26 protein-coding genes and 1 tRNA gene are annotated in these 22,895 nt (G+C 71.7%); 12 read left to right on the top strand and 15 right to left on the bottom strand.

The window, feature by feature from the left end; all coding sequences use genetic code 11:
• Positions 1-213 precede the first annotated feature (213 nt).
• Both ABTY04_RS20720 and ABTY04_RS20725 read left to right on the top strand, forming a co-directional pair.
• Positions 214-1,047, top strand: a complete 834-nt coding sequence (locus tag ABTY04_RS20720; protein ID WP_352214802.1) for a peptidoglycan-binding domain-containing protein — start codon at positions 214-216, stop codon at positions 1,045-1,047.
• A 128-nt stretch (positions 1,048-1,175) separates the two neighbouring features.
• Positions 1,176-1,859, top strand: coding sequence for an HAD-IA family hydrolase (locus tag ABTY04_RS20725; RefSeq protein ID WP_352214803.1), 684 nt, complete (start codon positions 1,176-1,178; stop codon positions 1,857-1,859).
• Positions 1,860-1,932: 73 nt separating this feature from the next.
• On the opposite strand, the gene ABTY04_RS20730 is transcribed toward ABTY04_RS20725, so the two are convergent.
• Both ABTY04_RS20730 and ABTY04_RS20735 read right to left on the bottom strand, forming a co-directional pair.
• A complete protein-coding gene (locus tag ABTY04_RS20730; protein ID WP_352214839.1) occupies positions 1,933-2,454 on the bottom strand; it encodes a DinB family protein in 522 nt (173 codons plus the stop codon).
• Positions 2,455-2,624: 170 nt separating this feature from the next.
• Positions 2,625-3,218 (bottom strand): TMEM165/GDT1 family protein, encoded by a 594-nt coding sequence (locus tag ABTY04_RS20735; protein WP_352214804.1) that lies wholly within the window; start codon positions 3,216-3,218, stop codon positions 2,625-2,627.
• Between the two features lie 602 nt (positions 3,219-3,820).
• On the opposite strand from ABTY04_RS20735, the gene ABTY04_RS20740 reads away from it, so the two are divergent.
• From ABTY04_RS20740 to ABTY04_RS41185, 6 genes are all read left to right on the top strand, one after another.
• Positions 3,821-4,483: an HNH endonuclease family protein gene (locus tag ABTY04_RS20740; RefSeq protein WP_352214805.1), complete on the top strand. Its 663-nt coding sequence runs from the start codon at positions 3,821-3,823 to the stop codon at positions 4,481-4,483.
• Positions 4,484-4,635: 152 nt separating this feature from the next.
• On the top strand, positions 4,636-6,315 hold the full coding sequence (locus tag ABTY04_RS20745; RefSeq protein WP_352214806.1) for an alkaline phosphatase D family protein: 1,680 nt from the start codon (positions 4,636-4,638) through the stop codon (positions 6,313-6,315).
• A 208-nt stretch (positions 6,316-6,523) separates the two neighbouring features.
• Positions 6,524-7,153: a DedA family protein gene (locus tag ABTY04_RS20750; protein WP_352214807.1), complete on the top strand. Its 630-nt coding sequence runs from the start codon at positions 6,524-6,526 to the stop codon at positions 7,151-7,153.
• 185 nt (positions 7,154-7,338) lie between these two features.
• Positions 7,339-7,641 carry a hypothetical protein gene (locus ABTY04_RS20755; RefSeq protein WP_352214808.1) on the top strand — a complete coding sequence of 101 codons (303 nt, stop codon included), beginning with the start codon at positions 7,339-7,341 and terminating at the stop codon, positions 7,639-7,641.
• Positions 7,642-7,758: 117 nt separating this feature from the next.
• Positions 7,759-8,091, top strand: a complete 333-nt coding sequence (locus ABTY04_RS41180; RefSeq protein ID WP_502996682.1) for a universal stress protein — start codon at positions 7,759-7,761, stop codon at positions 8,089-8,091.
• Positions 8,058-8,597 carry a universal stress protein gene (locus tag ABTY04_RS41185; RefSeq protein WP_502996683.1) on the top strand — a complete coding sequence of 180 codons (540 nt, stop codon included), beginning with the start codon at positions 8,058-8,060 and terminating at the stop codon, positions 8,595-8,597. The genes ABTY04_RS41180 and ABTY04_RS41185 overlap by 34 nt, the downstream gene beginning before the upstream one ends.
• Here the strand turns inward: ABTY04_RS41185 and ABTY04_RS20765 are convergent.
• From ABTY04_RS20765 to ABTY04_RS20775, 3 genes are all read right to left on the bottom strand, one after another.
• The gene (locus ABTY04_RS20765) at positions 8,594-8,818 is read right to left on the bottom strand and encodes a DUF2277 domain-containing protein (RefSeq protein ID WP_352214809.1); all 225 of its coding nucleotides are present in this window, start codon (positions 8,816-8,818) and stop codon (positions 8,594-8,596) included. The two genes, ABTY04_RS41185 and ABTY04_RS20765, sit on opposite strands and share 4 nt — an antisense overlap.
• A 15-nt stretch (positions 8,819-8,833) precedes the next feature.
• Positions 8,834-9,463, bottom strand: a complete 630-nt coding sequence (locus tag ABTY04_RS20770) for a TRADD-N-associated membrane domain-containing protein (RefSeq protein WP_352214810.1) — start codon at positions 9,461-9,463, stop codon at positions 8,834-8,836.
• A gap of 191 nt (positions 9,464-9,654) precedes the next feature.
• Positions 9,655-9,729: transfer RNA gene (locus ABTY04_RS20775), tRNA-Val, on the bottom strand.
• Positions 9,730-9,834: 105 nt separating this feature from the next.
• Between ABTY04_RS20775 and ABTY04_RS20780 the strand changes: the two genes are divergently transcribed.
• From ABTY04_RS20780 to ABTY04_RS20790, 3 genes are all read left to right on the top strand, one after another.
• On the top strand, positions 9,835-11,079 hold the full coding sequence (locus ABTY04_RS20780; RefSeq protein WP_352214811.1) for a hypothetical protein: 1,245 nt from the start codon (positions 9,835-9,837) through the stop codon (positions 11,077-11,079).
• Positions 11,080-11,151: 72 nt separating this feature from the next.
• The gene (locus ABTY04_RS20785) at positions 11,152-11,856 is read left to right on the top strand and encodes a DUF4383 domain-containing protein (protein ID WP_352214812.1); all 705 of its coding nucleotides are present in this window, start codon (positions 11,152-11,154) and stop codon (positions 11,854-11,856) included.
• A gap of 55 nt (positions 11,857-11,911) precedes the next feature.
• The gene (locus ABTY04_RS20790; protein ID WP_352214813.1) at positions 11,912-12,115 is read left to right on the top strand and encodes an FmdB family zinc ribbon protein; all 204 of its coding nucleotides are present in this window, start codon (positions 11,912-11,914) and stop codon (positions 12,113-12,115) included.
• A 13-nt stretch (positions 12,116-12,128) separates the two neighbouring features.
• Here ABTY04_RS20790 and ABTY04_RS20795 read toward each other — a convergent pair whose 3' ends face one another.
• Genes ABTY04_RS20795 through ABTY04_RS20810 form a run of 4 tightly spaced genes read right to left on the bottom strand, consistent with a single transcriptional unit; the run spans position 12,129 to position 17,345 of the window.
• Positions 12,129-12,788 carry an O-methyltransferase gene (locus ABTY04_RS20795; protein WP_352214814.1) on the bottom strand — a complete coding sequence of 220 codons (660 nt, stop codon included), beginning with the start codon at positions 12,786-12,788 and terminating at the stop codon, positions 12,129-12,131.
• Complete coding sequence (locus ABTY04_RS20800; protein WP_352214815.1) at positions 12,785-13,627, bottom strand: HAD family hydrolase; 843 nt, start codon at positions 13,625-13,627, stop codon at positions 12,785-12,787. The genes ABTY04_RS20795 and ABTY04_RS20800 overlap by 4 nt, the downstream gene beginning before the upstream one ends.
• Positions 13,624-16,170: a phosphoribosyltransferase gene (locus ABTY04_RS20805; RefSeq protein WP_352214816.1), complete on the bottom strand. Its 2,547-nt coding sequence runs from the start codon at positions 16,168-16,170 to the stop codon at positions 13,624-13,626. Before ABTY04_RS20805 ends, ABTY04_RS20800 begins: the two co-directional genes overlap by 4 nt.
• An 8-nt stretch (positions 16,171-16,178) precedes the next feature.
• On the bottom strand, positions 16,179-17,345 hold the full coding sequence (locus ABTY04_RS20810; RefSeq protein ID WP_352214817.1) for an HpcH/HpaI aldolase/citrate lyase family protein: 1,167 nt from the start codon (positions 17,343-17,345) through the stop codon (positions 16,179-16,181).
• Positions 17,346-17,539: 194 nt separating this feature from the next.
• Between ABTY04_RS20810 and ABTY04_RS20815 the strand changes: the two genes are divergently transcribed.
• The gene (locus ABTY04_RS20815) at positions 17,540-18,319 is read left to right on the top strand and encodes a TerD family protein (protein WP_352214818.1); all 780 of its coding nucleotides are present in this window, start codon (positions 17,540-17,542) and stop codon (positions 18,317-18,319) included.
• A gap of 71 nt (positions 18,320-18,390) precedes the next feature.
• On the opposite strand, the gene ABTY04_RS20820 is transcribed toward ABTY04_RS20815, so the two are convergent.
• The 6 genes from ABTY04_RS20820 to ABTY04_RS20845 all read right to left on the bottom strand — a co-directional run bounded on the left by ABTY04_RS20820 (position 18,391) and on the right by ABTY04_RS20845 (position 22,864).
• Complete coding sequence (locus ABTY04_RS20820; protein WP_352214819.1) at positions 18,391-19,131, bottom strand: TerD family protein; 741 nt, start codon at positions 19,129-19,131, stop codon at positions 18,391-18,393.
• A gap of 98 nt (positions 19,132-19,229) precedes the next feature.
• On the bottom strand, positions 19,230-20,345 hold the full coding sequence (locus ABTY04_RS20825) for a DUF475 domain-containing protein (RefSeq protein WP_352214820.1): 1,116 nt from the start codon (positions 20,343-20,345) through the stop codon (positions 19,230-19,232).
• Between the two features lie 25 nt (positions 20,346-20,370).
• On the bottom strand, positions 20,371-20,946 hold the full coding sequence (locus ABTY04_RS20830) for a TerD family protein (RefSeq protein WP_352214821.1): 576 nt from the start codon (positions 20,944-20,946) through the stop codon (positions 20,371-20,373).
• 130 nt (positions 20,947-21,076) lie between these two features.
• Positions 21,077-21,652, bottom strand: a complete 576-nt coding sequence (locus ABTY04_RS20835) for a TerD family protein (RefSeq protein ID WP_352214822.1) — start codon at positions 21,650-21,652, stop codon at positions 21,077-21,079.
• A gap of 174 nt (positions 21,653-21,826) precedes the next feature.
• The gene (locus tag ABTY04_RS20840) at positions 21,827-22,285 is read right to left on the bottom strand and encodes a peroxiredoxin (protein ID WP_352214823.1); all 459 of its coding nucleotides are present in this window, start codon (positions 22,283-22,285) and stop codon (positions 21,827-21,829) included.
• A 150-nt stretch (positions 22,286-22,435) separates the two neighbouring features.
• Positions 22,436-22,864, bottom strand: a complete 429-nt coding sequence (locus ABTY04_RS20845; protein ID WP_352214824.1) for a DUF3052 domain-containing protein — start codon at positions 22,862-22,864, stop codon at positions 22,436-22,438.
• Positions 22,865-22,895: the final 31 nt, after the last annotated feature.

Here is a 22,895-nt window from a genome sequence, read left to right on the forward strand (position 1 = left end):
CAGGCCGGATCAACATGTCCATCCTGAGCGGTGTGGCCGGAAATAGCCTCTCGGGGCAGGTTGGGCGAGCCCTGGAGGGTCTGCATAATCGCAGGCATTGGCCAGGGGAGGATTCGAGTGAGCGCTGAGCGCTGTCCAGAATGCGACGCCGTGGGTGGCGGCTGCGGGTGCCTGCGAGGGGCGGGTTTCGAGCCACTGCGGATCCGTCCGTACGTGACGCTTCCCAACCCGCACCAGTCCGACGACCTGCCGCCCCCGCAGCCGGTGCGGGGCGTGGTGGCCGGGCCCGCGGGCGGGTACGCCGCCCCCGTCGGGGCCCCTCAGGGGGACGACACTCCGGCGTACGGGATGCCCGCGGCGTGGCCGGACACACCGCCGCAGGCACTCTGGCCTGCCGAGACGGTCCAGCTCCGGGCAGTCGACCCGGCAGCCGGCCGCAGCGGCGGGGGGAGGGGCCCCGAAGGGCGGTCCGGCGCAACCGGACGGCGGCGGTTCCCGACGATCCTGGCCGGCGCCGGCACGGTGGTGGCCGTCGGCACTGCGGCCCTGGCGCTGGGGATGCTCCCGCGCTCCGGTGACAGCGACACCGTCCTGCTGGACGCCAAGCCGTCCGCGCCCGCCGCCAGCCTGGCTCCGGCCGGCCCGACGGAGCCGGCACCCACCGGCAGCCCGTCCCGCTCCGCCTCCGCGCCGGCTTCGCCGTCGTCGAGCGCCTCCAAGTCCGCGTCGCCCTCCGCCTCGCCCAGCGCGTCCCGAGCCCCGGCGGCCCCGTCCGCGTCTCCGTCGGCGAGCGCGAGCCGCAAGCCGAGCAGCCCGGCCCCGCCCCCGCAGGCGCCGACGCTGAGGTACGGGGATTCGGGCCCGGAGGTGGAGAAGATGCAGCGGCTCCTGGCGGATCGGGGCCTGTACCGCGGAAAGATCAACGGCAAGTACGACGGCCGTACGGAGGACGCGGTCTCGGAGTTCCAGTGGCGCAACGACATCTGGGACGACCCCGACGGCGTCTACGGTCCGCAGACCCGCCGCGCCCTGGAGGGCACGGGCTGATTCCACGCGGAGTGGCGCGGACGGCCCCATGTTTTGTATCGTGAAGGAACAAAGTGGTTCCGCCCGCATTCCCTGACCGGTGGGCGGAACCGCTTGTTCTCTTTCCCGCCCCGTCTGGAGCACCACCGATGCCGGCCAGCACCACCACCGCACCCGCCGTCCTCACCGCCAAAGCCCTGCTTCTGGACATGGACGGCACCATCGTCAACTCCGACGCGGTGGTCGAGCGCTGCTGGCGCGACTGGGCGGTGTCCCACGGGCTGGATCCGCAGGAGGCCCTCAAGGTGGTCCACGGTCGGCAGGGCTACGCCACGATGGCCATCCTCCTGCCGGAGCGCCCGATGGAGCTCAATTACGCCGAGAACACCGTGATGCTCGCCCGCGAGACCGCCGACACCGACGGTGTGGTCCCGGTCGGCGGAGCCGCGGAGTTCATGGCCTCGCTCGACGGACTGCCGCACGCCCTGGTGACCTCCGCGGACGCGGCTCTGGCCACGGCCCGGATGACCGCCGCAGCCCTGCCGATGCCCGGAGTGCGGGTCACGGCCGAGTCCGTCCAAGCCAGCAAGCCCGACCCCGAGGGCTTCCTCAAGGGCGCCGCCGAGCTGGGCGTGGATCCGGCCGACTGCATCGTCTTCGAGGACTCCGCCGCAGGCATCGCCGCGGGCCGGGCTGCGGGCATGCGCGTGATCGGCATAGGCCCCCGAGCCGCGGCCCACGCGCCGACGGCCCACGTCCCCGACCTGACGTCGGTCCGGGTGACGACCACCCAGGACGGCACGATCCACCTCACGCTGACGCCGGGTTCCTGAGGCGCGGCGGTACGAGGGGCGGCACGCGCCGCCCACGCCGCCCTGCAGACGCCCCGGCCCTGCTGCCGGCTTACTACTGCCCCACGCGCCCGTCGATCCGCTCCCTCAGGAAGTCGGCATGGCCGTTGTGGCGGGCGTATTCCTCGATCATGTGGACCAGGACCTCGCGGAGCTCCATCGGCTGTCCGCCGCTGTCGCCCGCGACGTCCAGGCCGGGGGCCTCGGCCACCAGCCGTTCCGCATGGGCGACCTCCGCCCGCCAGGTGGCCCACGCGTCCGAGACCACCGCCGGGTCGGCCACCGCCCCCGTGAAATCGGCCGCCGGATCCTCCGCCGTCCGGTAGTGCCGTCGTACGTCCTCGCCCGCCATCACGTGGCGGAACCAGTACTGCTCCACCCCCGCCAGGTGCCGCACGAGCCCCAGCAGGGAAAGGTTCGACGGCTCGACCGAGCGGCGCGCCATCTCCTCGGCGTCGAGTCCGGTGCACTTCAGCTCCAGCGTCAGCCGCTGGTCGCGCAGGTATCCGGCGAGGACGGCGTGTTCGCCGTGGAAGCCGCCGTCGGTGCGGGTGTCCTCGTCGGGGTGGACGAACATGTTGGACCAGCCGAAGCGTCGCTCCGCCCCAGCCGCCGGACCGGGGACTGCAGCAGACGCGGGCCCGGACGGGGACGGGGACGCGGAGTGGGTCGTGTCGATCACAGCCGCGAGCGTGCCCCGTACGCACTCCTCCCGCAAGGGGATATCCCCGCATCCCGCACCCCCCGTCAGCCCGCGACAGCCTCGTAGAGCGAGAACGCGGCCAGCGCTGCCATCACGCCTGCCGCGACCTTCGTGATCAGGCGCAGCGGCACGTACTTCATGAGGGTCTTCCCGCCCAGGATCCCGATGCCCGCGACTGCCCACAGGGCGAGGACGGCGCCGATGCCGACCGAGACGGGGTTGTCGTACCGTGCGGCGAGGTTTGCGGTCATGATCTGGGTCAGGTCACCGAACTCGGCCACCAGGATCAGCATGAATCCGGCCCCGGAGACCTTCCAGAAGGACTGGTCGGCAGGTGCCTTGACCTCCTCGTCCCCGTCGCTCTTCTTCAGGAGCAGCATGGCCGCGCCCGCGAGGAAGAGGACGCCGACGACGGCCTGGACGAGCCGGTGCGGGAGCAGGGTGAGCACGCTGCCTGCGGCGATGGCGAGTGCGACGTGTACGGCGAAGGCGGCGGCAACGCCGGCGAAGACGTACGAGGCGCGGTAGCGGGTGCCGAGCATCAGGCCGGCGAGGGCCGTCTTGTCGGGGAGTTCCGCGAGGAAGACGACTCCGAAGGCGATCGCCGTGACGGTGATGCTGAAGGTGCTGCTGAACACGGGGGCGGAACCTCAATCGGTCGGGCGGGACGCCATCGATCCGAGAGACCTGGGGTTCTTCAGGGGTCGCTTCGGCTCGGCGGCGCCCTGACTGCGTCCACGCATCCGGTGTGTGGACGGGTGCAGATGAACAGGAACAGGACACTGCGGCCGAAGGTCTCGCTGGCCGGCCGCTGTGCGCGGCCTGCCTCCGGGCGCCGGCTGGGGTGACCCAGCAGTATGTCGACGGTCCGGCGAAGAGCTACTCCCCTTCTGCACTCCACAGGGTACGCGACGGTCATTGCCGTCCGAAATGGGCCCTTGGTCCCGCCGCGGGCCCCCGGCAGCTCGCCCGGCCCCGCACTCGGCGCCCGCCCGGCGCCCGCCCGGCCCCACGCCCGCCCCACCCCCGGCGCCTCGGCCGCCGCGTCCGTGCGGACCCGCCACGCGCCCGGAGCTGCAACTTCCGCTTAATTTCCCGCAGTTACACCGCACGCACGTGACGTGCTCATGTCGCGAACCTGTAACCTTGCGCCCGCCGCCACGCAATCTGGCGCCGCCACCATGGCCGCGCCCCTCCGGGGCCGACCGGCCACAAACCCCCCGCATCCAGGGAGCCCCTCATGGCCCTCAAGACCCTCATACCCTCTGTCTACGCGCGTCGAGTTGGCGTGCTCGCGTCAGCAGCCACGCTCGCTGCTCTCACCTCCCTCGTCAGCGCGCCCGCCGCCCAGGCCGCCCCGCCCGCCCCCATCAGCGCCGCGGCCGCCCGCTCCTACCTCGCCACCGTCACCCCCAGGACGGAAGGCTCGCTCAGCGGCTACAGCCGCAGCCTCTTCCCGCACTGGACCACCGTCTCCGGCAGCTGCAACACCCGCGAGACGGTCCTCAAGCGCGACGGCGTCAACGTCGTCACCGACTCCTCCTGTGCCGCCGTGAGCGGCAGCTGGTACTCCGAGTACGACGGCGCCACCTGGACCGCCGCCGCCGACCTCGACATCGACCACGTCGTCCCGCTCGCCGAGGCCTGGCGCTCCGGGGCCAGCTCCTGGACCACCGCCAAGCGCCAGCAGTTCGCCAACGACCTCACCCGCCCGCAGCTCATCGCGGTCACCGACAACGTCAACCAGGCCAAGGGCGACCTCGACCCGGGCAAGTGGCTGCCGCCGCGGACCGCCTACCGCTGCACCTACGCCCGCATGTGGGTCGAGGTGAAGCAGTACTGGGGTCTGAACATGGACTCCGGCGAGAAGACGGCCCTGGTGAACATCCTCAACGGCTGCTGATACGCGGTCCGGGCCGGAGGCCGGACCCGGGCCGAACCGGAAGCCCAACCGGCCGCCGATCATTCACCCGGCCTTTCCCCCGCCAGGGGGAGGCCGCGCTCCCCCTCCCCGTCGTACCGTGATCGAAGGGGCTACGGAGGAGGGGGAGTTGCATGGCCGGATTGCGTCTGGGGCCGTTGCTTCGCTACGTCGACTGGGACACGGGCGGTTCGGCCACGATATGGGTCGAGGCCGATCGCCCGTGCACGGCCGAAGTGCGGTGTGCCGACGGAGCCGGCGGCAGCGTGCGCACCTTCCAGATCGCCGGACACCACTACGCACTGGTGCCGGTGACCGGCCTGACCCCGGGGAGCACCACGGCGTACGAGATGCTGCTCGACGGCGTGCGCGTCTGGCCCCCGGCAGGCACGGCCTTCCCCCCGAGCACGATCACCACGCCCGCGGTCACGTCCGCCGTCTCGGCGAGCGGGCGGCCGGCGCCGGGGCTGCGGGTGGCGTTCGGGTCGTGCCGGCAGGCCGCGCCGCCGGCCGGCCGGCGCGGGCCGCACGGTCCGGATGCCCTCGACACCCTGGCGGCGCGGCTGGCCGCCGATCCGGACGAGGTGCGGCCGGATGTCCTCCTTCTGCTGGGCGACCAGGTGTACGCGGATCAGCTGTCGCGGGAGACGCGGCGGTGGCTCGCGGCCCGGCGGGACCTGCGGGAGGCTCCCGGCGCGCAGGTCGCGGACTACGAGGAGTACACCCGGCTGTACTACGAGTCCTGGCTCGACCCGGAGATCCGCTGGCTGCTGTCCACCGTCCCCAGCCTGCAGATATTCGACGACCACGATGTCGTGGACGACTGGAACACCAGCGCGGCGTGGCTGGCGGGGATGCGGGCGGCGCCGTGGTGGCAGGAGCGGGTGCTCAGTGGGCTGATGTCGTACTGGGTGTATCAGCACCTGGGCAATCTCTCGCCGGCCGAGCTCGCGGCCGACGCGCTGTACGCGGCCGTGCGCGGGACCCCGGACGGTACGGATGCGCTGCGGGCCTTCGCCGCCTCGGCGGATGCCGATCCGGGCTCGGTGCGCTGGAGCTACCGGCGTGACTTCGGCCGGTCACGGCTGCTGATGGTGGACACGCGGGCGGCGCGGGTGCTGGCCGAGGACGGGCGGGCGATGCTCGATCCGGCGGAGCAGGAGTGGGTCCGGGAGAACGCGCTGTCCGGGCACGGGAGTTATGACCACCTGCTGATCGGGTCCTCGCTGCCGTGGCTGATGCCGCCGCTGATCCATGACGCGGAGGTGTGGAATGCCGCGCTGTGCCGTGGTGAGCGGGGGCCGCGGTGGGCGCGCATCGGGGAGGACCTGCGGCGGCGCAGCGATCTGGAGCACTGGGCGGCGTTCCCGGCCTCGTTCGAGGCGCTCAGCGATCTGATCGAGGAGGTGGGGACGGGGCCGCGGGCGCCGGCGACGGTGTGCGTACTGTCCGGGGACGTGCATCACGCATACGTGGCCGAGCCTCGAATACCGAGTACGGCGAGGGTGTTCCAGTTGACGTGTTCGCCGGTGCACAACTCGATCCACACGGCGGTGAAGTGGGGCTTCCGGCTGGGGTGGTCGCGGACGGGGCGGTGGCTGGGCCGTGGCTTCTCACGGCACGGGCGGACGGGTCGGCCGCCGCTGAGCTGGCGGCGTACGGGTGGGCCGTGGTTCGGGAACCAGCTGATGACGCTGGCGTTGGCGGGCCGGTCGGCCCGGCTGCGGCTGGACCAGGCGCGCAGGGGGCGGAAGGGGGAGGAGGGGGCCCGGTTGGTGACGGTGCTGGACAGGGAGCTGACGGCGGCCGATTGAGTGCGGCGGACGCGGAAACCGCACGCCCGGACTCTCGCAGGCCGGGCCGTGGGGCCGGGCCGGCAGACTGTGGGCCCGGGAAGCCCCGGGCATACGGTGCGCCAACGCCAGGCGTACGCTGTATGGCGGTCAAGCCGCCCCTGCCGCTCCCCCGCGACGTCGCGGCGCTTCATGCAGAAGCACGCCAATCGGACTGGGGAGTCCCGCTGTGTTTGAGACTCTGGGGTCGCTGACCACGAGCCCATGGATCTATGCCGTGGTGGCGCTGTCCGTCGTGCTCGACGTCTTCCTGCCGGTGCTGCCGAGCGGGGTTCTCGTGATCACCGCTGCAGCGGCAACGGCGGCCGCCGGGGCAGCCGGGCCGGTGCCGGTTCCGGCGCGGGTGCCGGACATCCTCGCGCTGCTGGTGATCGCCACGACCGCATCGGTGCTGGGTGACATGGCCGCGTTCCGGCTGGCCCGGCGCGGCGGGGCCAGGCTGGACCGCGCGATCGCCCGGTCCCGCCGGCTCACCAGTGCCCAGGAGCGCCTGGGTGCGGCGCTGGCCCGCGGCGGCGGCGCCCTGGTGGTGATCGCGCGCTTCGCCCCGGCCGGCCGCTCGGTGGTGTCCCTGGGTGCAGGCAAGACCCACCGCAAGGTGAGGGAGTTCCTGCCCTGGTCTGTCCTGGCGGGCATGGCCTGGGCCGGGTACAGCGTGGCCCTGGGGTACTTCGGCACCCAGTGGCTCGGTGCTGCCTGGCTCGGGACGGCGGTGTCCGTGATCGCCCTCTTCGCCGCGGGGGCCCTGGCGGCGTTCGTCGTCCGCCGCCCCGTGCAGACGGCGGCTCCGGCGGCGTAACCCGGGCGGCGGCTCGACGGCCGGGTCGATTCCCCTCCCCCGGGCGGACCAGGGCTCACCCGTTCACCCGGCCCCGATCGCCGCCCCGGGCCGCGGCTCCTGGCGTCCACAGCACGATGCGCAACCGAATCCGCGCACATCCGTGCCCTGGCCGCGCCGTTTCGAGGAGCCGAGGAGTCCTCTCCATGCCCACCAAACCGCTCGCCGAGCCTTTGAACCGCCGCCTCCCCTTCGGCGACCGTCTCCCCGACCACCGTCGCCCCGGGCGACCGGGTCAGCCTGAACGTCACCGGCTGCGGGACGAAGTCCGGCACGGCTTCGTCCATCGCGTTCGACGACGTACCGCTGCCCCCGGCAACCTTGAGGCCACCAACCTCTTCGGCAGCGCCGGGGGCCGGCGCGTCACCGTCTCCCTCCAGGTCTCCCCGGGTGCGGCCCGCGGCGGGGCGGGCGACCGGGTACTGTGCCGCCGCTCCCGCACGAGCTGACCCCGGGCCGGGAGTGCCCGATGGTCCCGCCCGGCTCGGGACCTTCCCCGCTCCCGCCGGGCCCGGACCCCCCGCCAGGCTGAGTCCACGTACTCCGCCTTCTGCAAGGAGCCCGCCATGGAGCCGCCGCACGCCGTGGACCGGGGGCTGCGCCCCGTCATAGCCGCCGTCGACGGTTCGCCGCACGGCGGCCGCGCGCTGGAATGGGCCGTCTCCCAGGCGCTGATGGCCGGTACCCCGCTGCGGATCGTGCATGCCCGCCTCCACATGAACACGATCGGCGCGGTCCTCTCCGGCACCTTCGACCGGGCCGGCGTCGACGACGACCCGGTGCTCGTCAGGGTCCGCGGGGCCTCGCCGGCCGTACGAGCCTCCCCCCGATCGAGTACGTCTCCCACCCCGGCACCCCCGACGCCGTGCTGCCGGACCTCGGCGAGGGCGCCCGGCTGATGGTCCTCGGCTCGCGCGGGCGCGGCGGCTTCGGGAGCCGGCTGCTCGGATCGAGCGGCCTGGCCTGCGCGAGCCGCGCCGCATGCCCGGTGGTGGTCGTGCCGCACGCCGAGCCGCCCGTACGGGATCCGTACGGGCAGGTCGTATTCGGCCTGAGCAGTGCCGCCCCGGACGACCGGGCCACCTTCTTCGGCTTCCGTGAAGCGGCCCTGCGCGGGGCCCGGCTCCGGGTGGTGGCGCAGGCGACGACGGTGGCCATGGCCCACCTGTACCCGCACATGGAGCGCTTCCCCCGCGTACAGGTCCAGCTGGTGGCGGCGCCGGGTGGCGCGGCCGGACACCTGGTGGCCGCCGCCCGGTCCGCGGACCTGGTCGTCGTCGGCCGCCACCGCAGGCGCCCGCTCTCCGCTCGCCCGGGCTCGGTCACCACTGCCGTCCTGCTCCACTCCGGCTGCCCGGTCGCGGTGGTCCCGCCGGCAGACGACGGGGCCGCAGCGCTCCGCTAGGCGGTGGCCACGGCGCCTCTGACCCGCAGCCCCTCCAGCAGGTCCTGCGTCGCCTCGGCGATCGCCTCCACGGCGGCCTCGAAGACCTCCTGATTGTGCGCGGCGGGCGCCCGGAACCCGGACACCTTCCGTACGTACTGCAGTGCGGCGGCGCGGATCTCCTCCTCGGTGGCCTTCTCGGGGATGGCGGGCGGGCGCAGGGTCTTAATGGAACGGCACATACCCCCACTATCGCGCTACGGGGGGAGCTCGGCCCCGGACAGTTTCATGATCAAACCGGCTTGCAGGCGCGCCCGCAGCTCGGGATCCGCGACCTCGTCGAGCAGCTCTACGGCCTGCTGCAGGGCGGCGGCCGCCCGCCGGTCCTCGCGCAGGGAGGCGGTCTGGGCGGCCATGTGCCTGAGCGCGATGTCGGCTCGCCGGTGGAACAGCTGTCCGATGAGCGTGACGACGAGGCCCACCGAGCTGGTGACCACCCCGAGATACAGCTCGCCGCTGCTCTCGGCCTTCCACACGGCGAGCGCCACCCCGAGCAGCAGGATGGCGGCGCCGACCCCGGCGAACCGCTGGCTGGTGGTGAAGCTGCTGCGCGCCTGCGTCAGCCCGTACGCGTAGTACTCCACGAGCACGGAGGTGAACTCGGCGTCCCCGTGCCCGTCCCGCCCGGCCGGCAGCCCCCCGACATCGGCGTACTTCGGGTCCCCCGCGCCCGGTGCGGGCTCCGCCACCTGCGCGAGCAGCCGCGCCCGCTCGGCGTCGCGCCGCCGCTCGAACCCTTCCCTGGCCACCCGGTCCAGTACGACGTACGCCACACCCCCGGCCACCACCGCCAGGAGCGCGGCGCCCCCTGCGATCCACTCGCCCATCCGTCGACGATCGCACGGGCCCTCGACAGGCCGTCAAGACTCCCGCGCCAATGAACTGTGCAGTGATGGCAGGCGATTTCGCCCGGTGCAGCCACGCCGGCGCTCCGCACGGATCGGCCGGCCGAAGGAAAACTGCCGTCACCCGCAGACGCCAAAGACCCCCAACCAAGATCGGTTGGGGGCCTTCGTGCTGGTGGGCGTGGACGGTTTCGAACCGCCGACATCTGCTTTGTAAGAGCAGCGCTCTACCCCTGAGCTACACACCCGTGGATGAGTGGACAGCCTACATGGCAGGCGCACCCCCCACGCAAACCCGTTCCCGTGGGAGAGAATGGACCGGGGCATGGCGGACGCGGTACGGGAGAGGGATTGTGACGACGGCATCCCGGCGGTGGTTCGGCGGGCGGGACGAGAGTCGGCGGGCGGATGCGCAGGCGGCGAAGGATGCCGCCGCGGCCGCGTTCTACGAGCTGGACACCGCACAGCGGGATCTGCGGATCTCCATGGAGACCATCGCGGCCGCCGACGGGTCGCCCGCGGCGCGGCAGGCCGGGGACGGGTTCGCCGCGCTCGGGCGGCGGATCGACGAGGTCAGCCATGTGTACATCGAGGCCGTCGACGCGCACGACCTGGACCGGGTCGATCTTGAGGGGTCGGTCGCCACGCGAGCGCGGGAGCAGCTGACGCGGGCGCGGGACGAGCTCGTACGGGTCAAGGGCGAGCTGGACCGGTTCGCGCAGGGTCTGCAGCCGCTGCTGGACAAGGCCGAGACGCAGCTGGCGCGTGTGGCGCCCGCCCGGGAGCGGGCCAAGGCGGCGCTGCTCGCCGCGAGCACGGCGCTGGACGAGGTGCGCGGCAAGGGGATGCGGGCCGACGAGTTCGCGGCGCGGCTGGCGGCGCTCGGGCCCGAGTTGACGCTGCTGAACCAGGGCGCCGCGCAGCACGGGGTGCAGGAGACCGTCCAGCGCGCGGACCGGATCCTGCGTGACGCGGAGGCGATACGGGCCGAGGTGGCGCGGCTCCCGGAGCGGGCTGCGGAGATCGACCGGCGGCTGGTGAGCCTGCGGACCCGGGCGCAGGCGCTGCGCAATCGGGCGGACCGGGTGGATCCGGTCCTCAGTGAGCTGCGCCGGCGGTTCAGTGCCGCGTGCTGGCAGGACCTGCAGCAGGTGCCTGATCAGGCCGTACGGGACGTGGCGCGGGCCGAGGAGCAGCTGGCGGAGGCCGCGCGGGCGCGTGAGGAGCAGCGCTGGGCGGATGTGGGCGCGCTGGTCGAGTCGGTGCGGGGTGCGCTGGATGCCACCGACGAGGCGGTGTCGGCCGCGCAGGACCGGCTGTCGCGGCTGGAGGCGGTGGCACGGGACCCTCAGGCGGAGGTGCAGCGGACCAGGTTCGCGATCCGGGATGCGCAGCGGCTGGCGATGGAGGGCCGCAGTGTGCCCGATCCGCGGCATGCGGGGCCGCTGGACGAGTCGGTGGCCCGGATGGAGCGGGCGCTGGCCGGGCTGGAGGGGCGGCATCCCGATTACTGGCATTTCCTGCAGGAGATGGAGCAGGTGCGTGCCGCCGTGGCTCGGGTCGTCGCCGATATGCGGGGGCAGCGCGGAAACGGGTGAGGCTCGCGCTTGTCCCCGGGTAGGCATCGGCGGATGCTGGGAGGTGCAGGCTACGGAGCAGAGGAGGGCGGTATGGCCGTCCACGTTTTCCACGCGTCTCGTGCCTCCCGGGCGGCTCCTCAGGCGCCTCCCGTGACCGCTTCGCATGCGGCGTACGGGTGCCATGAGCCCCATGAGCACTATGCGCCGTACGTGGCCCATGGGCCGATCGAGCTGCCTGCACCGCACGTCCCCTACCTGGTGCGGCGCGTCGCGCGTCCCGTCAATGCCCGGCTCGACGAGCATCTGCCCGTGGATCACAAGCTCAGCCACGTGTACCGGGTGGGCGCGGGTCTGACGGGGCTGCTGCTGATCGTCTTCGGGATCCTCGGGCTGATCGACCGGATCGGGTTCTTCGACACCGGTGGCGCGAGGGTGCTCACGCTGAACACCAACGGCTCGCTGAGCGTGCTGTCGATCTGTATCGGGCTGCTGCTGTTCGTCGGGATGGTGATGGGCGGGAACTTCGCGTCCACCCTCAACATCGTGCTCGGGCTGGCGTTCATCGCCAGCGGGTTCGTCAATCTCGCCCTGCTGGACACCGGCCTGAACTTCCTGGCCTTCCAGATCCAGAACGTGCTGTTCAGCTTTGTCGTCGGCGTGATGCTGATGTGGTTCGGGATGTACGGGCGGGTGGGCAGCGCACTGCCGCACGACAATCCGTACTGGCGTGCCCGCAACCCGGAGCAGGCCGCCCGGGAGGACCGGGCCCGGGCCGGGGCGGGCAGCGGAGCATAGGGAATCCGGGCCCCGGGGCTGTGGCGGGTGTCGGCGGGCTCTGTAGCCTTGGGCCATGCCTCGTTACGAATTCCGCTGCCGGACCTGCGACGACACCTTTGAGGTCAGCCGGCCCATGGCCGAGTCGTCCGCTCCCGCCGACTGCCCGGCCGGGCACGGCGACACCGTGAAGCTGCTGTCCGCCGTTGCCGTGGGCGGGACCAGCAGTGCCCCCGCGCCGTCCGGCGGGGGCTGCTGCGGCGGCGGGGGCTGCTGCTGACGGAGGAAAAGCCCTAGCGCTTGCGCGACAGGGTGAGGCCGTCCGAGATCGCCAGCAGGACCGATTCCATGCGGGAATCGGCCGCGACGTGGTCGTTGTAGGCGCGGACGCCCGCCGCCGCGCCCGTGGCGGACTCGTCCAGGACCGTGCCGTGGAACAGGGTGTTGTCGGTGACGATCAGCCCGCCCGGGCGCAGCCTGGGAACGAGCTCCTCCCAGTACGCGATCTGGCTCTGCTTGTCCGCGTCGACGTAGGCCAGGTCGATGTGCGGTTCCTGCGGCATGGCGCGCAGCGTGTCCAGCGCCGGGGCGATCCGCAGGTCGATCCGGTCGGCGACGCCCGCCGCCTTCCAGGCCTCGCGGCCGTACGCGGTCCATTCCTCCGAGATGTCGCAGGCGATCAGCACGCCGTCCGCCGGGAGTGCCTGTGCCATCGACAGGGTCGAGAAGCCGGTGAAGGTGCCGATCTCGACGATGTGGCGGGCGCCGGTCAGCCGGACCAGGAAGGCCAGGATGGGGCCCTGTTCCTCGGCCGACTGCATGCCGGCGACGTCCGGGAACTTCTCGTACGTCGTCGCCACCAGGCCCCGCTGGACCTCGTCCAGCGGGGGATTGTGGTCGAGCATGTAGCGGTAGAGCTCGTCGGTGATCTTCGTGCTGTTGCCTTTGGTCATGCGCCCAGTGTGCCGACTCCGCCCGCCGCCCGGGCGGCTGCCCGGGCGAATGCCCGCACGATTTCCTCGCCGGCCAGGACGCCCGCCGCGGCGAGCGGCGTGACCGTCGGCGCGGTGAAGCCGGTGTCGGCCAGTTCGCCGTGGCCCGGGCGCCAGGCGGCGTCCGCCGCGAGCAGCAGGTCCGCGTCCAGGAGGGAGTCGCCGGCGGCGAGGGTCGTGGACGCGCCGGTGCGGCGGGCCACCTCGCGCATGGCGGCGCTCTTCGTCAGGGGGCGCGGCACGGCGTAGATCTTGCGGCCCTGGAGGGAGATCGTCCAGCCGCGGTCCTCGGCCCATTCCGTCAGCGCCTTGATCCACTCCTGCGGCACCAGGGCGCGTTCGACGACCAGGTAGGCGAACAGGTCTTCCGCGGTGCGCGCCTTGCGCAGCCATGCCTGGTCGGCCGTGGCCAGCAGGTGCCCTTGCACGTCCTCCAGCGGGGCGCATTCCTGTGCGAGCCGCGCCGCCACCTGGCGCCGCCAGTCCCGGTCCGGGACCCCGTCCACCAGCAGCTGTCCGCCGTTGGCGCAGATCGCGTACGGGGCGGGGCGTCCGGGGAAGCGGATGCGCTGGTACTGCTTGCGCGTGCGGGTCGTGGTCGGGACGAAGACCACCGCGGGATCGGCGGTCAGCTCGGCGAGCAGCGCCGCCGCGGTCTCCGTCATGTACGAGAGCGGCTTGCTCTCGTGCACCTCGACGCACAGCAGCCGCGGGGCCGCCGGGTCGGGCATGGTGAGGCCGAGCGCGGCCGTGGAGTAGATGAGCGTGCGGTCGAGATCACTGGCTACCAGGACAGTCACTTGGAGGCCACAGCCTTTCCGTCGGCGCCGGTGGCGCCGCGCGTGAATCGGGGGTGGATCAGTCCGACGCAGGTGTACGGCAGGCCGTCGACCTCCTCCACCGGGACCCCGCGCTGTTCGGCGAGGAGCCGTACGTGGTCCAGGTCGGCCCCGGCGCCGCGCTGCGCCAGGATCTTCCACGGCACGCGCCGCAGCAGCACCCGTGTCGTCTCGCCGACGCCGGGCTTGACCAGGTTGACGTCGTGGATGCCGTACTCCTCGCTGATCCGCTCCACCGCCGCCCAGCCCTCCCAGGTGGGGGTGCGGTCGGTGGCGAGGAGTTCCTTGACCTCGGCGTCGACGTCGACGGCAACCTCGTCGAAGCGGGCGGCGACGGTGTCGATGAAGCCGGCGGAGACATCGGCTCCGCCGAGCTCGCGGTAGAACTTCGCGCCGTGGAAGTCGGCGGGCCCGACCAGGTCGGACCTGAGCACCGTACGCGATATCAGCCCGGAGACGGTGGAATTGAGACAGGCGGAGGGGATCAGGAAGTCCTCGCGTGTGCCGTACGTGGACACGCAGGAGCCGGGGTCGGCGAGGACCACGATCTCCGGGTTGAAGGCCGGGCCCCCTGCTTCAACCCGGTGGGCGGCGAGGGCGGCCGACAGCTCGCGCGTGATGGCGCCCTTGCCCGTCCAGCCGTCCACGAAGACGACGTCGGCGGGGTCGTGGTGGGCGGCCAGCCAGCGCAGCGCGTTGGGGTCGATGCCGCGGCCGCGGACGATGGAGACGGCGTAGTGCGGCAGGTCCAGGCCGTGCCGGGCCCGGGCCCAGCGGCGCATCAGGACGCCGACGGGGGTGCCGGCGCGGGCCAGCGAGACGAGCACCGGGGAGGGGGACCGCTCGGCGAGGACGGTCTCGGTGACAGTGCCGACGGCCCGGGCCATGCGGGCGGCGGAGGCGGTCAGCGCGCTCCGGTAGAGCTCCTGGTACTGCGGGGACGGCTGGTACTCGACGGGCAGCGATTCGGCGTAGTGCGCGCCGCCGGCCTGGATGGCCTCCTCGCGTTCCTCGGTCGGCGCTTCGAGCACCACGTCGGAGAGGTCCTGGAGCAGCCAGCCGACGTCCTCGGCGGCGTACGAGGAGAAGGCGGGTCCGCGCAGGGGCTCGGGCAGGATCGGCTCGGGCATGATCGGCTCCCGCCGGTCGGAGTGAACGCCGGGGGCGTACGAGGGGACCACCGCGAGCAGGACCCGGCCGGCATGCGGGGCCAGGCGCGCGAGGAGCCCGTCGGGGGCGTGCAGTGCACCGGTGTCCCCGTGGGTGTCGACGACGGCGACGACGGTGTCGAAGCCGGCGCCCGCGACGTTGTAGGCGTACCGGTCGCCGGGCCCGTCGACGGTGGGGGTGCCCCCGGCGGTGGCCGGGGAAGTGTCGTGCGCGGGGAAGACGAGCCGGGTGCGGATGGCGTATCCGGGGTCGTCGACGGCGAGGACGGGCGAGCGGGTGGTGGTCGAGAACCGGACCTCGGACGCGGCCCCGGACTCCTCCAGGGCCTGCGCGAGGCGCAGCGGCGCGTACATCAGCTCCTCGTTGCCGAGTACGAGGACCTTCCCGGGCTCGGCGCCCAGCGCGTCGGTGAGCTGCCGGGCGAGCGCGGGCAGGGCCGCCTCCAGCCGGGCGCGGTGCCCGGGGGTGAACCCGTGCCGGCCGCCGTCTGGGACCCCGGCGGGCCAGTCCAGCGCGATCCGGCCGACCGGCGCCGGGGCGGCGGGAGCGAGATCCGGAGCGGCCGCGTCCGGCGAAGCGGTGCCCGCGCCCTGCGGCTCGTACTCCTCGACCAGGGCCTGTCCCCTGGCCAGGACCCCGTCGGGGAGGTGCACCGTGCCGGAGGCCAGGGCGATCAGGTCGACGCGCGCGCCGAGCTCGGCGGCGAACGCGGTGAGCCGGTCGCGGTCGGCCGGGGAGCGCATGTCGACGAGGGCGACCACCACGTAGTGCGTGCGGGGGTGGCGGGCGTGCAGGTCTCGGATGGTGTTCAGGACCGTGTTGCCGGTGGAGAACTCGTCGTCGACCAGGACCAGCGGCCCGTTGCCGGCCAGCAGTTTCGCGTCCTCGGGCAGCAGCAGGTGCGAGGTGGCGTGCGAGTGGGACTCCTCGAACCCGCCGGCGGGCTCGACGCCCGGTACGGGGCGGCGGGTGGAGTGCAGGTAGGGGGCCGCGCCGAGGCCGTCGGCCACGCAGTGGCCGAGCCCGGTCGCGGTCTCGGCGTACCCGAGGACCACGGCGGAGGCGGCCTCGTCGCCCAGCAGGGCGCCGACCCGCCGGCCGAGCCCGTGGCCGGCGTCGTAGACGGCCTGCGGGGACTGCGGGACGTGCTTGCCCAGTACCTGCGAGACCAGCAGGTGCGCCCGCTTCGGGTTGCGTCGCAGCGCCAGCCCGAGCAGCTCGTCCAGCCGTGGCGATCCCGGACCGTCGGCCTCTTCCAGCCGTACGCCCAGCCGGTCCGCGACCCAGGTTCCCGACCACACCGCGTCGATCGTCTTGCCTCTTTCCGTCGTCAAGGGCCGGCTCACAGCTGGAGCCCGGCCGCGAGCAGGTCGACGAAGCCGACCTGCTCCTTCGCCACACCGAAGACCTCGGCGCGCAGCATGGTGCGCTCGGCCCAGGCCCGGTGGGGCTTCACCTCGTTCATCTTGTTCGTGTAGGCGGAGCGCATGACTCCGCCGCCGCCGCGCTCGGGGCGCAGGATGTCCTGGGCGTCGCTGAACTCCTCGTGGGAGACCACCGACAGCGCGTGGACGGGCGTGACGTGCGCGGGGTGGATGCAGGTCTTGCCCAGGAGTCCGTTGGCCCGGTCGAGTTCGATCTCGCGCAGCAGCCCGTCGAGGTCGTGCTCGATGAGGGTGGTGCGCAGTTCCTCGGCGCCTTCCTCCAGGAAGGGGCTGCGGCGCAGCTGGGGCTTGAAGAGGCGCTGCTGGCTGCGGAAGTACTCCCAGACCGGTCCGGTGACGGTGAAGCCGGTGCCGTCGGCGCGGCTGAGCACGTTCACCACGTCGGCGATCACGCCGGCGACGATCTGGACGTCGTAGGCGGTCATGTCCGGGGTGCGGCGCAGTCCGTAGACCGAGCAGAAGTCGGTGACGCCGAGGCGCAGGGCCAGGACGCGGTCGCGGTACCGGTTCACGGTGCGGGAGATGCCGGCGAGGGCTTCGACGCGGGTTTCGAGGTGGAGGAGGTCGGGGGTCTCCAGGACGGGCATCGCGTACAGCGGCTGCTGCCCGCTCTCCCCCTCCGCCCGGGCCACGGCGTCGAGGAAGTCGGTTCCGCGGCTCTCCGTGAACTTGGGGAGTACGAATCCGGCCAGTTTTCGTGCGGAGCGGCCGAGACGGTGCACGAGGTCGGGTATCTGCTCGGGGGTGCGGACCCGGATGAAGAGGAGCGGGAGCTCTCCGCCGTCGGCGTCGAGGGCGGCGAACTGCCGGACGAGGTTGTCCTCGGCGTCCGCGACCTCGGCGTCGCTGATGGAATCCTCCAGGCAGAGGACCATGGAGACGACTCCGCGGGCCGTCTGCTTGCGGACGTCCCCGGCGAGGTTCGGGCGGGTGGCCGGGCTGTAGAGGGTGGCTCCGAGGGCGGCGGCGAGAACACGGGCGGGCGAGGCGGCGGTGAACTCGGCCGGCTCCTGGTGGAAGAGGTCCTTACGGACGGCGGGCGATATGTGCCCAAAGTGACGCATGTGCTTCCCCCGTACTGCCTCGGCGGCCCAACTGGCGTGGCCGGTAATAGTACGTACGAATGTGAGTCAAAAGTTCCTCAAGCACATGAAGTTCAGGTAACCCTCTTGCACCATGCCCAGGTCTTTCGTCCGCGACAAGGCCCTGCGGGGGGCCGCGTTGTTCCGCGCCGCCCCGGGAGGGCAGGATGACGGGCATGACGCACGCGATGCAGAAGGGCTCGAACATCCCGGTGACCGCCGTGGCGGTCCGGGCGGTGCTGCGCTGGACCGGCGGCACCGAGGTGCCGGACGTCGATGCCTCGGCGCTGCTCGTGGGCCCGGACGGGCGCGTGCGCTCGGACGAGGACTTCGTTTTCTACAACCAGCCCCGGCACCCCTCGGGGGCCGTCTGGCGGCTCGGCAAGAAGCAGATCGGGGACTCGGTCACCGATGCCGTCCAGGCCGACCTGCGGGCCGTGACGCCGGGGGTCGACCGGATCCTCGTCGTGGTCTCCGCCGAGGACGTGCCGTTCCAGCGGGTCCAGGACCTGCGGATCCTGCTGTACGACGCCACGGCGACCGGCGGCTCCGAGCCGCTGGCCTACTTCGACGTGCGCCCCGAGACGGGTGCCGAGACGGCCTTGATCTGCGGGGAGCTGTACCGCCGCGGCGACGGGTGGAAGTTCCGCGCGCTGGGCGAGGGCTACTCGAACGGGCTGGTGGGGCTGGCGACCGACCACGGGATCTCCGTGGACGAGAACGCGGCCGAGGGCTCGTCCGGGGCCGCCGAAGCCGCCGGGCCGGCCGCCGAGCAGACGGCCGCGATGCGCCCGCCCACGCCGCCGGGCCCGCCGGCGCCGCTGACGCAGGCCCCGCCGGCCGTGCAGCCGGCGTACGGGTACCCGCAGCCGGTGTCCCCGGCCCCGGTGCCGGGCCCGGGCGGCGACCCGACGTTCCGGCTGCCGGTCCAGGGCCCGCAGTTCATCCGCCGCTGACGCGGTCCCCCGGCGGCCGAAGCCGCCGGGGCGGTCCGCCGGCGCTCTGGCCGGGGACCGGCCGGGCCCCGTCAGGCCTTGGTGCTCTTGTAGCCCCGCCCCCACTGCAGGCCCCACCCGTACAGCCGGTCCAGCTCGGCCTGGAACCCGTACACGAACTTCACCTCGCGCCGCACGATCAGCTCGCCCTTGACGTGCTCCAGGGTGAGCACCGCGCAGGAGCGGGCCTGCGGGTGCCGCTCCTCCAGCGGGATCTCGATCCGCGGCCCGGTGATCGGGTACAGGGTGATCATGGCGTGCGTCCGGTCGAAGGCCGGGGTCTGGTCGTAGATGTAGACGAACACCAGCAGCCGCTTGATCTCCTCGGCGTGGTCGAGGTTGACGAAGACCGTCTCACCGGAAGGCGCCCCGAACCGGTCGTCGCCGCTGAGCTTCACGTACGGCGGGCCGTTGATGTCCCCGTGGAGGTTGCCCAGCGGCTGGACGACGCCCCGGGTGCCGTCGGCCAGCTCGTAGAGGCAGCCGAGGTCGAGGTCCACGTTGACCATGCCCTGCGTGTGCGCCTGCACCATGTCGGGCTTGAACAGCTTGAACGGGTGCCGCAGGAGCCGGCTGCCCTGGCCGTCACGGCCGCCGATGTCCGAGCTGCGCATCCGCCAGGACAAATTGACCCGCAGGTTCCCGTGGACCGCCCCCTGCTTGGTGAGCGACACCGTCGGATGCCGCTTGGTCAGCTCGATCGCGTTCGACGAGGCGCTGCCCGAGTCGAACTGCAGGGCACGGCTGCCCCTGATCCCGTCGAAGAATCCCATTCCCCTGTCCCCCCTCTGCTACGCGGACGGGGCGGCCCGGCAGTCCGCAGACCAGCCCGGCCGCCCCGCAGTTGGAGCGTTCCGCATTACCGCCGCGATCATGCCTCGGCGGCGGAACCCTCCAGTTCCATCCGCTTGTTGCGGCGCACCGAGGACCAGAAGGACCAGGCGATGAGCACCACGCCGACGAGGCCGGTGATGACCTCGTTGATCTCGTACTGGATGGTGACGAGCAGGAGCACCGCGAGCGCGCCGATGGCGTAGTGCGCGCCGTGCTCCAGGTAGACGTAGTCGTCGAGGGTGCCCTGGCGGACCAGGTAGACCGTGAGCGACCGGACGTACATGGCGCCGATGCCGAGGCCGAGGGCCATCAGCACGATGTCGTTGGTGATGGCGAAGGCGCCGATGACCCCGTCGAAGGAGAAGGACGCGTCGAGGACTTCGAGGTAGAGGAACATGAAGAAGGCGGCCTTGCCCGCCATGACGACGGCCGTCACGGGCTTGCCGCTCTTCTTGGCCGCTTCCTCGGCCTCGTGCTCGGCCTCCTCCTCTTCTTCGAGGCGGTTCTCGAAGTAGCCGGAGAGGCCGCCGACGATCATGTAGGTGATCAGTCCGAGGACGCCGGAGACCAGGACCGTCTGCGCCTTGTCCACGTGGGTCCCGCCGTGCTGGTGGGCGTGGGTGGCGAACGTCATCGAGGTGATGACCAGGACGATCAGCGCGATGCACGCCGAGAGCATGTCGATCTTGCCCAGCTTGGCCAGCGGGCGCTCCAGCCAGGCGAGCCACTTGATGTCCCGGTCCTCGAAGATGAAGTCGAGGAAGATCATCAGCAGGAACATGCCGCCGAAGGCGGCAATGGACGGGTGGGCGTCCGTGACCAGCTGCTCGTACATCTCCTTGTCGTTCAGGGCGAGATCGACCGCGTCGATGGGCCCGATCTTGGCGCTGATCGCCACGATGACGACGGGGAAGACCAGGCGCATGCCGAACACGGCGATGAGCACGCCGACCGTGAGGAAGATCTTCTGCCAGAAGGCGTTCATCTTCTTCAGGATTCCGGCGTTGACCACCGCATTGTCGAAGGACAGCGAGATCTCAAGGATGGTCAGGATCGCAACGATCCCGAATGCGGTCCACCCCCCGTAGAACACCGCTGCGACCAGACCGAGCGCAGTGACTGCGAACGACCAGCCGAAGGTTTTGAGAACCACTGGCACCCCATCGTCTTGTACGGCTTTACGAAACGTTGACCCCGAAGTCTAGAGCGATGCCCCGGAGGCCCGACGCGTACCCCTGCCCCACTGCGCGGAACTTCCATTCGCCGCCGTACCGGTACACCTCGCCGAAGATCATTGCCGTTTCGCTGGAGGCGTCCTCGGTGAGGTCGTAGCGGGCGAGCTCCTGGCCGTCCGAGTCGTTCACCACGCGGATGAAGGCATTGCTGACCTGGCCGAAGCTCTGGCGGCGGGCCTCCGCCTCGTGGATGGAGACCGGAAAGACGATCTTGTCGACCTCGAACGGCACCTTGGTCAGGTCGATGATGATCGATTCGTCGTCGCCCTCACCCTCGCCGGTGAGGTTGTCCCCCGTGTGTTCGACGGAGCCCTCGGGGCTCTTCAGGTTGTTGTAGAAGACGAAGTACGCGTCCCCCAGGACCCGGCCGTCGCGGCACAGCAGCGCGCTGGCGTCGAGGTCGAAATCGGCCCCCGTGGTCGAGCGCGCGTCCCAACCGAGACCGACCAGGACCCGGGTGAGGTTCGGTGCGGCCTTGGAGAGGGAGACGTTGCCCCCCTTGGCGAGTGTGACGCCCATGTTGTGGTCCTCCCCGGACGACGTGGTGATCGCGGCGCGCCCGCGTGGCGGGCCGGCGGTGAATCTTCGCAAAGCACGTCCGGCGCCGTACACACAGTGCACGGCGCCGGACGGGTGACTGCTGGCAGGCTCAGACGTTGACGCCGAAGTCCTGGGCGATGCCGCGCAGGCCGGAGGCGTAACCCTGGCCGATGGCGCGGAACTTCCACTCGGCGCCGTTGCGGTACAGCTCGCCGAAGACCATGGCGGTCTCGGTCGAGGCGTCCTCGGAGAGGTCGTAGCGGGCAAGCTCGGAGTTGTCGGCCTGGTTCACCACGCGGATGTACGCGTTGCGGACCTGGCCGAAGCTCTGCTGACGGCTCTCGGCCTCGTAGATCGAGACCGGGAAGACGATCTTGGCGACATCTGCCGGGACACCGGCCAGGTTCACCTTGATCGCCTCGTCGTCGCCCTCGCCCTCACCGGTGGTGTTGTCACCGGTGTGCTCGACCGAGCCGTCCGGGCTCTTCAGGTTGTTGAAGAACACGAAGTTCGAGTCGTTGGCGACCTTGCCCTGGTCGTTGGTCAGGATCGCGCTGGCGTCGAGGTCGAAGTCGACGCCCGTGGTGGTGCGAGCGTCCCAGCCCAGACCGACGACGACCGCCGTCAGATTCGGCGCGGCCTTGGTCAGCGAGACGTTTCCGCCCTTGCTGAGGCTGACTCCCACGGGTCCTCCATTGGGTTCATGTGTGGGGCGGCGCCCCGTCGTGCGGTTTCTACCGGGATCAACGTTTCGATCCTAGTGACGGGTTCCCGCCTGTCGGCGTCTTTCCCGGTGAACCGTTCCCGGAACCCGCCCGGGGTGCTCCAAGTACACCGGGTGCCCGACGGCCCGGCGTGTTCAGAGGCTGTCGAGGGCCTTGACGTACTCGTTCAGGTCACGCGCGTCCGGCAGGCCGTTGACGACAGTCCAGCGCACGATGCCGTCCTTGTCGATGATGAAGGTGCCGCGGACCGCGCAGCCCTTCTCCTCGTCGAAGACGCCGTACGCGCGGGAGATCTCACCGTGCGGCCAGAAGTCCGACAGCAGCGGGTAGTCCAGGTTCTCCTGGTCCGCGAAGACCCGCAGGGTCGGCACGGAGTCGTTGGAGACCGCGAGGAGCTGGACGTCCTCGTTCTGGAACCGCGGCAGCTGGTCGCGCAGCTCGCACAGCTCGCCGGTGCAGACACCGGTGAAGGCGAACGGGTAGAAGAGCAGCACCACGGCCTTCTCCCCCCGGAAGTCGGAGAGCCGCACGGTGGCGCCGTGGTTGTCCTTGAGCTCGAAGTCCGGGGCCTTGCTGCCGACCTCGATCGCCATCTCTCGCATCCCTTCGTTCCCGCATCCCTGCACTGGGCTGTTCGGGTGGGCCCAGCCTATGGGGACCGGATGCCCGGAACGCACGCACCCCGCCGACCGGAACGGATTCCGGCCGACGGGGTGTGTGTCCGCTTGGCTGCGGGGCGCGGCTCAGCGCTTGGACTTGGCGGCCTTCGGGGTCATCAAGCGGCTGGCGTTCCACTCCTTGCCCACGCTGACGCTCTTGGTCTGCGACAGGCCGGCGGTCTGGGCGGCCTCGCTGATGTCGCTGGCCTCGACGTAGCCGGGGCGGCCCGTCTTGGGGGTCAGCAGCAGGATCAGCGCGGCGTCCTCGACCAGCTCGGTGGCGTCGACGAGGGTGTCCGTCAGGTCACCGTCCTCGTCGCGGAACCACAGCAGCACCGCGTCGGCCACGTCGTCGTAGTCCTCGTCGACGAGGTCGTTGCCGATCAGTTCCTCGACTTCCTCGCGGAACTCCTGATCGACGTCGTCGTCGTAGCCGATCTCCTGGACCACCTGTTCGGACTGGAAACCCAGCCGGGCGGCCAGGCTCTCCGCGTGGTCCGCGGTCGCGCTCACGGGGTGCCTCCTGCTCATGTTCGGTGAATGT

It is taken from the genome of Streptomyces sp. NPDC097981 (assembly GCF_040302565.1).
Lineage (GTDB): Bacteria > Actinomycetota > Actinomycetes > Streptomycetales > Streptomycetaceae > Streptomyces.

Coding starts and splice junctions, on each gene's coding strand:
- ABTY04_RS20725 (WP_352214803.1), top strand. CDS start 1,176: ATGCCGGCCAGCACCACCACCGCACCCGCCGTCCTCACCGCCAAAGCC.
- ABTY04_RS20730 (WP_352214839.1), bottom strand. CDS start 2,454: ATGTTCGTCCACCCCGACGAGGACACCCGCACCGACGGCGGCTTCCAC.
- ABTY04_RS20740 (WP_352214805.1), top strand. CDS start 3,821: ATGGCCCTCAAGACCCTCATACCCTCTGTCTACGCGCGTCGAGTTGGC.
- ABTY04_RS20745 (WP_352214806.1), top strand. CDS start 4,636: ATGGCCGGATTGCGTCTGGGGCCGTTGCTTCGCTACGTCGACTGGGAC.
- ABTY04_RS20755 (WP_352214808.1), top strand. CDS start 7,339: ATGCCCACCAAACCGCTCGCCGAGCCTTTGAACCGCCGCCTCCCCTTC.
- ABTY04_RS41180 (WP_502996682.1), top strand. CDS start 7,759: ATGGAGCCGCCGCACGCCGTGGACCGGGGGCTGCGCCCCGTCATAGCC.
- ABTY04_RS20765 (WP_352214809.1), bottom strand. CDS start 8,818: ATGTGCCGTTCCATTAAGACCCTGCGCCCGCCCGCCATCCCCGAGAAG.
- ABTY04_RS20770 (WP_352214810.1), bottom strand. CDS start 9,463: ATGGGCGAGTGGATCGCAGGGGGCGCCGCGCTCCTGGCGGTGGTGGCC.
- ABTY04_RS20785 (WP_352214812.1), top strand. CDS start 11,152: ATGGCCGTCCACGTTTTCCACGCGTCTCGTGCCTCCCGGGCGGCTCCT.
- ABTY04_RS20790 (WP_352214813.1), top strand. CDS start 11,912: ATGCCTCGTTACGAATTCCGCTGCCGGACCTGCGACGACACCTTTGAG.
- ABTY04_RS20795 (WP_352214814.1), bottom strand. CDS start 12,788: ATGACCAAAGGCAACAGCACGAAGATCACCGACGAGCTCTACCGCTAC.
- ABTY04_RS20810 (WP_352214817.1), bottom strand. CDS start 17,345: ATGCGTCACTTTGGGCACATATCGCCCGCCGTCCGTAAGGACCTCTTC.
- ABTY04_RS20815 (WP_352214818.1), top strand. CDS start 17,540: ATGACGCACGCGATGCAGAAGGGCTCGAACATCCCGGTGACCGCCGTG.
- ABTY04_RS20820 (WP_352214819.1), bottom strand. CDS start 19,131: ATGGGATTCTTCGACGGGATCAGGGGCAGCCGTGCCCTGCAGTTCGAC.
- ABTY04_RS20830 (WP_352214821.1), bottom strand. CDS start 20,946: ATGGGCGTCACACTCGCCAAGGGGGGCAACGTCTCCCTCTCCAAGGCC.
- ABTY04_RS20840 (WP_352214823.1), bottom strand. CDS start 22,285: ATGGCGATCGAGGTCGGCAGCAAGGCCCCGGACTTCGAGCTCAAGGAC.